Source organism: Pseudomonas sp., from assembly GCF_049645325.1.
In the GTDB taxonomy this organism is placed as follows: Bacteria; Pseudomonadota; Gammaproteobacteria; order Pseudomonadales; family Pseudomonadaceae; genus Aquipseudomonas.
The window spans coordinates 1-6,602 of the sequence record NZ_JBARTQ010000324.1 but is presented as its reverse complement, the minus strand read 5'-3'; the positions used below and the strand labels follow the sequence as shown (position 1 = coordinate 6,602).

Below are 6,602 nucleotides of genomic sequence, written 5' to 3'. Positions count from 1 at the left end.
GCGATAGCAGTGGGTCAGTCACACAGCAATCGACTGATACAGCGCTATCGCAGGCAAGCCAGCTCCCACATTTTTAAGCCGGTTCCTGCGGTGGAATTCAGCGCACGGCTTCGAACAGCCCCGTGGCGCCCATGCCGCCGCCCACGCACATGGTGACAATGCCGTAACGCAGGTTGCGTCGCTGCAACTCACGCACCAGGTGCCCGACTTGCCGCGAACCGGTCATGCCAAACGGATGCCCGATGGAGATCGAGCCGCCGTTGACGTTGTATTTGGCATTCTCGATTTCCAGGCGGTTACGCGCATACAGGCACTGGGACGCGAACGCCTCGTTGAGCTCCCACAGGTCGATATCCGCCACTTGCAGGCCGCGCGCCTTGAGCAACTTGGGCACCGAGAACACCGGGCCGATGCCCATCTCGTCCGGCTCGCAGCCCGCCACGGTGAAGCCGCGGAAAAACGCCTTGGGCTTGAGCCCCAGTGCCAGGGCTTTCTCCAGGCTCATCACCAGGGTCATCGAGGCGCCATCGGAAAGCTGCGAGGAGTTGCCCGCCGTCACCGAGCCGTCTTCGGCAAATACCGGCTTCAACCCTTTCAGGCTGGCCAGCGTGGTGTCCGGGCGGTTGCAGTCATCGCGGTCGACCACGCCGTCGAGGATCTGCACCGCGCCGGTGTTTTTGTCCTCGACCTTGTACTTGACCGCCATCGGCACGATCTCATCGTCAAACAAGCCGTCGGCCTGGGCCTGGGCGGTGCGCTGCTGACTCTGCAGGGCGTACAGGTCTTGTTCTTCGCGGCTGACGTTATAGCGCCGCGCAACGATCTCGGCGGTCTGGCCCATGGGGAAGTAGATGCCCGGCACCTGTTCCTTGAGCAACGGGTTGATCAGGTTGTCGGTGTTGACGCTTTTCATGGTCAGGCTGATGGATTCGACACCGCCTGCGACGATGATATCGCTGCACCCCGACGCGATCTGGTTGGCCGCAATGGCAATCGCCTGCAAGCCCGAGGAACAGAAACGGTTGAGGGTCATGCCCGCCGTGCCGGTGCCCAATTGCGAGAGCACCGCCACGTTGCGCCCGATGTTGTAGCCCTGCGCACCTTCGTTTGAGCCAGCGCCGACGATGCAATCTTCCACCGTGGCCGGGTCGATGCCATTGCGGGTCAGCAGCGCGTTGACGCAATGGGCCGCCATGTCATCGGGGCGGGTCTGGTTGAATTTGCCGCGAAAGGATTTGGCCAGGCCGGTTCGCACGCTGTCGACGATCACTACTTCACGCATGGGCTACCTCGATCTTGTCGTTGTTGGGAGATGGATCGAGGATAGATCCAGCCTTACCCAACCGCGACGATCATTCACCCGGCATATACAAAAGCATGGGAGCGAGGCGGACTCGGGGTAGGTGTTGCGCCTCTTTTGGTGCCTTTGTGGTGAGCGGGCTTGCCCCGCGCTGGGGCGCGAAGCGGCCCCAAAACCTGCCCCGCACACGGCCTGAACTATCACGGTGACCGGCTAAGGGCTGCTTCGCAGCCCGGCGCGGGGCAAGCCCGCTCACCACAAGAACATCGCTCGCGCTGAAAGCGTGTTCACCACCACGGGTAGCGACGGCTTCCAGCAGGCCTTATTTCTTTTTCTTTTTATCGTGCTTGTCGGACTTGGCGAACGCTTCCTCCAGCGCGAGGTTGATGGTGCGCAACACCTTGACCCGTGCCCAGCGCTTGTCGTTGGCTTCCACCAGGGTCCAGGGCGACACCTCGGTGCTGGTACGGTCGACCATGTCGCCGACGGCAGCGCGGTAGTCGTCCCACTTGTCGCGGTTGCGCCAGTCGTCTTCGGTGATCTTGAAGCGCTTGAACGGGATGTTCTCGCGGGCCTGGAAGCGTTCCAGTTGCGTGTCCTTATCAATCGCCAGCCAGAACTTGACCACGATCACACCCGCATCGCGCAGTTGCTCTTCAAAGTCATTGATCTCGCCATAGGCGCGCATCCAGTCCGCCGGGGTGCAAAAGCCTTCGATGCGCTCCACGAGTACGCGGCCATACCAGGAGCGATCGAACACGGTGAACATGCCGCGTGCCGGGATCTTCTGCCAAAACCGCCACAAGTAAGGCTGCGCGCGCTCGTCTTCACTCGGCGCGGCAATCGGCACGATGTGATACTGGCGCGGGTCCAGCGCCGCCGCCACCCGGCGGATCGCGCCGCCCTTGCCGGCCGCGTCGTTGCCTTCAAACACGGTCACCAGCGCGTGTTTGCGCATGCGTTTATCGCGCATCAGGCCAGAGAAACGCGCCTGCTCGGTGATCAGTTGTTCTTCGTAATCGTCCTTGTCCAGGCGCAAGGTCATGTCGAGGCTGTCCAGCAGGCCCTTCTTGTCCACCGACGCAATCAACGGCGCCGGGTTCATGCCACTGGCCTTGGCCTTGGGCACTTTCAAGGCGTTCTGCAGGCTTTCGAGCAGGATCTTGCCCACGGTGAGGCTGCGGTAATGCGCGTCCACGCCTTCGATCACATGCCACGGCGCGTAGTCGCGGCTGGTGCGGCGCAAGATGCGCTCACCGAAATGCACAAATTTGTCGTAGGTCTCGGACTGCTGCCAGTCCAGCGGGCTGATGCGCCAGCTGTGCAGCGGGTCGTCGGCCAGGGCCTTGAGCCGCGCCTTCATCTGTTTCTTGGAGAGGTGGAACCAGAACTTGAAGATCAACGCGCCTTCATCGCAGAGCATCTTTTCCAGGCGCTCGGCCCCGGCGATCGCCTGGTCCAGGCTCGCGTCCTTGATCTGCCCATGCACACGGCTTTGCAGCATCTGGCTGTACCAGTTGCCGAAGAAAATGCCCATGCGCCCCTTGGCGGGCAGTTGCCGCCAGTAGCGCCAGGCCGGCGGGCGCGCCAGTTCTTCATCGGTCTGCTGGTCGAAGGTGCGCACTTCGATCAGGCGCGGGTCCATCCATTCGTTGAGCAGCTTGACGGTCTCGCCCTTGCCGGCGCCCTCGATGCCATTGATCAGGATGATCACCGGGAAGCGCTTTTGCTGTTGCAGCTCGTACTGCACCTCCAGCAAGGCCTCGCGCAGGGCCGGCACTTCGGCGTCGTAGGTGTCTTTGTCGATGGCGTGACCGATTTCGGCGGATTCGAACATGGGCAGCTCCGTTTCAAGATGGCTCAAGACTAGCGGATTGGGCAACAACACGCGGAAGGAAATTCCACCCGCGCTTGCCATGGGTCAATTCATTGCGCCTTGATCGGCTAGAATGGCCGCCTTGCCTTTGCCGAGCCGCCCATGAACCCCGTAACCCACGCCCAGCTCGACTGGGACGACCAAGGTCGCCCGCACTCGCGGGTCTTCGACGATGTGTATTTTTCCGACAAGTCGGGCCTTGAAGAAACCCGCTATGTGTTCCTCGAACAGAACCGTTTGCAGGCGCGTTTTGCCGCTTTGCCGGCGGGCGGGCATTTGGTGATCGGCGAGACCGGGTTCGGCACCGGCCTGAATTTCCTGTGTGCCTGGCAACTGTTCGAACAACACGCCGTGGCCGGCGCGCGCCTGCATTTTGTCAGCGTGGAAAAGTACCCGCTGAGCCACGCCGACCTGCAGCGCGCCCTGGCCCTCTGGCCTGAACTGGCGCCCTTTGCCGAGCAACTGCTGGGCCAGTACCGCGCGATCCATCAAGGCTTCCAGCGCCTGGTGCTGGACAACGGCCGTGTGACCTTGACCCTGTTGATCGGCGATGCCCTGGAGCAACTGCCCCAGCTGGACGCGCAGATTGACGCGTGGTTTCTCGACGGCTTCGCACCGGCAAAAAACCCCGACATGTGGACCGCCGAGCTGTTTGCCGAACTGGCGCGCCTGGCCGCGCCCGGCTCGACCATCAGCACTTTCACCAGTACCGGTTGGGTACGGCGGCTGATCAACGCGGCGGGGTTCAAGATGAAGCGCACCCCGGGCATCGGCCACAAATGGGAAATTTTGCGCGGTGAGTTCCTCGGCTGGCCCGCGCAAACCCCAGCGCCCGCGCCGGGCAAACCCTGGTTCGCGCGCCCCGCGCCCGTCAGCGGTGAACGCCATGCGCTGGTGATCGGCGGCGGCCTGGCAGGCTGCGCCACGGCGGCGAGCCTCGCGGCGCGGGGCTGGCGGGTCAGTCTGCTGGAGCGCCATGCCGGTTTGGCCGAGGAAGCCTCGGGCAACCCTCAGGGCGTGCTGTACCTCAAGCTGTCCGCCCACGGCACGGCCTTGTCGCAATTGATCCTCAGCGGCTTTGGCCACACCCGCCGCGTGTTGGAGCATCTGCACCGGGGCGTCGACTGGGACGGCTGTGGCGTGCTGCAACTGGCCTTCGACGCCAAGGAAGCCGAGCGCCAGGCGCAACTGGCTGCTGCGTTCGCCCCGGAGTTATTGCAGGTGCTGGACCAGGACCAGGCGCAACACACGGCGGGAATAACCCTGGCCCACGGCGGCCTGTATTTCCCGGAGGGCGGCTGGGTAAACCCGCCGGCGCTGTGCCAATGGCAAGCAACGCACCCGCTGATCGACGTCCTGACCCACCGCGAAGCCATTGAGTTGCAGCGTGTCGACGACCAATGGCAAGCCCGCGATGGCGATAAGCTGCTGGCCAGCGCCGCCGTGGTGGTGCTGGCCGGTGCCGCCGAGATCAAGCGTTTCCCGATGAGCGCAGGCTTGCCGCTCAAACGCATTCGCGGGCAAATCACCTACCTGGCGCAAACCCCGGCCAGCCAGGCGCTGGCGACCGTGGTGTGCGCCGAAGGCTACATCGCGCCGGCGCGATTGGGCGAACACACTTTGGGCGCCAGCTTCGACTTTAAAAGTGACGACCTGACGCCCACTGCCGCCGAACACGCGGGCAACCTGCAGATGCTGCAAGCGATTTCACTCGACCTGAGCCAGCGCCTTGGCGCCGACACCCTGCCCCTGGAACACCTGCAAGGCCGCGCCGCGTTCCGGTGCACCAGCCCCGATTACTTGCCGATTGTCGGCCCGCTGGCCGAGCACGACGCGTTCGCCCAGGCCTACGCCGTGCTCAGCAAAGACGCACGCCAAGTGCCGGACACGCCCTGCCCGTGGCTGCCGGGCATGTACATCAACAGCGGCCATGGTTCGCGCGGCCTGATTACCGCGCCGCTGTGCGGCGAGCTGCTCGCCGCCTGGCTCACTGACGAGCCGTTGCCGGTGCCCATCAGCGTGGCCCAAGCCTGCCACCCCAATCGTTTCGCGCTGCGCGGGCTGATTCGCGCCAAGGCTGCTACGCCGACCTGATCAGGCCTGGAGGATTTCGCAAAGGCCCAAATCCTCGGTCTTCATGACAGATTCACTCAAGCGCTCGAGCTCGGCCGCTTCTGCGGCCCTTTGCTCATCGAGAATCGTGTGCATTTGATCGCGATAATCGGCGTCCTCCAGGGTAAGGCCCTGATCGAACACCTCATTCATGCGCTGATCGAACGGCGTGTTGATGGCGTCGAAGCGGCCGGCGAAACTGCGCTTCAGGTAATCGGTCCAGAACGGCAGGCCCACCAGGTATTTCAGCAGGTCGGGCGACAGTTCAGCCACCTTCACTTGCGCTTCGGCCAGCGTCAGCGCCTCGGGCGTGACGCCGCCCAAGCGCGCAAACCGCATATGCGAAGGCTGGCCCGGCAGATGAAAACGGTCCACCAGCCCGGTCCGAAACGCCAGGCTGACCTCCAGCGGATCGGCCATGGGGTTGTCGTCGCTGTGACGCCGCGCAATGCGCTCCAGTTGCTCCAGGCGAAACAACCCCTTGGCCAGCTTCAGCAATGGTTGCGCGGTGGCCTGCCCGCCTTCAACCAGCCGAGTGACGTCGTTGATTTCCACCAGGATTTCCAGGCTGCTGAAACTCGTCGCAGCGGCATCGTCACAGTGCAGAGGCGTGGCGGCCCGCTGGAATATCTCCTCACGCAACTCGGCGTCCGCCGCCGCCCGCTCCAGCACTCTCCACACGCGCCGGTCGAGGTCTTCACGCACGTGCCGGGCATCGGCGGTGCTACCCAGTTCTGCGAGCAGCTTGAACAAGCCGTCGGCGCCAGGCTCATCCCTGAGGCCGTTCCAGAGGTTGCTGCGCTGCTGGTAATCGCCCACTCGCTCATCCGCCAGCCATAGTTCCCTGGCCCGTTGTTCAGTCAGGCGAGCGATGTCGTCTTCAATCACGCCCATGCCGATGCCGTGCTCGCGGCGATAGGTTCTCACCGCGAGGTGGCTGGCGGCGGACAACGCGTTGAGGCGCAGGTTGATAGTTTCGGTAAACCGCCGAGGCATGCGAAAGAGCCAGTCCGGCAGATACGCAATGTCGTTCTCACGCAGGTCGACGTTGTCCAGATAGGGCAGCCGTTGCACGCCGACCGGCAGCTCCGTGAGGCGGCAATTGCGCAGGAATAATTCACGCAAATCAAACAGGCGACTGACATCCGGCGGGTCGAGCAGCGGGTTATCACTCAGGTTGAGGGTTTTCAGCGTGCGCAGGCCGGCGAGCGTGGCCCGGGTGAATTCGGTCAGTTGCAGACGGTTGCCGGCCAGGTACAGGCGCTCCAGTTCAAGCATCTGCCGCAGTACATCCGGCAAACGGGTGAGCTGGTT

General features: G+C 63.6%; 4 protein-coding genes. 1 reads left to right on the top strand and 3 read right to left on the bottom strand.

The window, feature by feature from the left end; genetic code table 11:
• Nucleotides 1-97 precede the first annotated feature (97 nt).
• Nucleotides 98-1,282 carry a thiolase family protein gene (locus WBB95_RS14620; RefSeq protein WP_424488228.1) on the bottom strand — a complete coding sequence of 395 codons (1,185 nt, stop codon included), beginning with the start codon at nt 1,280-1,282 and terminating at the stop codon, nt 98-100.
• Nucleotides 1,283-1,622: 340 nt separating this feature from the next.
• Nucleotides 1,623-3,137, bottom strand: a complete 1,515-nt coding sequence (gene pap / locus WBB95_RS14615) for a polyphosphate:AMP phosphotransferase (protein ID WP_424488227.1) — start codon at nt 3,135-3,137, stop codon at nt 1,623-1,625.
• Nucleotides 3,138-3,278: 141 nt separating this feature from the next.
• On the opposite strand from pap, the gene mnmC reads away from it, so the two are divergent.
• Nucleotides 3,279-5,270 (top strand): bifunctional tRNA (5-methylaminomethyl-2-thiouridine)(34)-methyltransferase MnmD/FAD-dependent 5-carboxymethylaminomethyl-2-thiouridine(34) oxidoreductase MnmC, encoded by a 1,992-nt coding sequence (gene mnmC, locus WBB95_RS14610; protein WP_424488226.1) that lies wholly within the window; start codon nt 3,279-3,281, stop codon nt 5,268-5,270.
• On the opposite strand, the gene WBB95_RS14605 is transcribed toward mnmC, so the two are convergent.
• Nucleotides 5,271-6,602 (bottom strand): NEL-type E3 ubiquitin ligase domain-containing protein (locus WBB95_RS14605; protein ID WP_424488225.1); only part of this gene is annotated, 1,332 nt, incomplete at its 5' end.

Coding starts and splice junctions, on each gene's coding strand:
- WBB95_RS14620 (WP_424488228.1), bottom strand. CDS start 1,282: ATGCGTGAAGTAGTGATCGTCGACAGCGTGCGAACCGGCCTGGCCAAA.
- pap (WP_424488227.1), bottom strand. CDS start 3,137: ATGTTCGAATCCGCCGAAATCGGTCACGCCATCGACAAAGACACCTAC.
- mnmC (WP_424488226.1), top strand. CDS start 3,279: ATGAACCCCGTAACCCACGCCCAGCTCGACTGGGACGACCAAGGTCGC.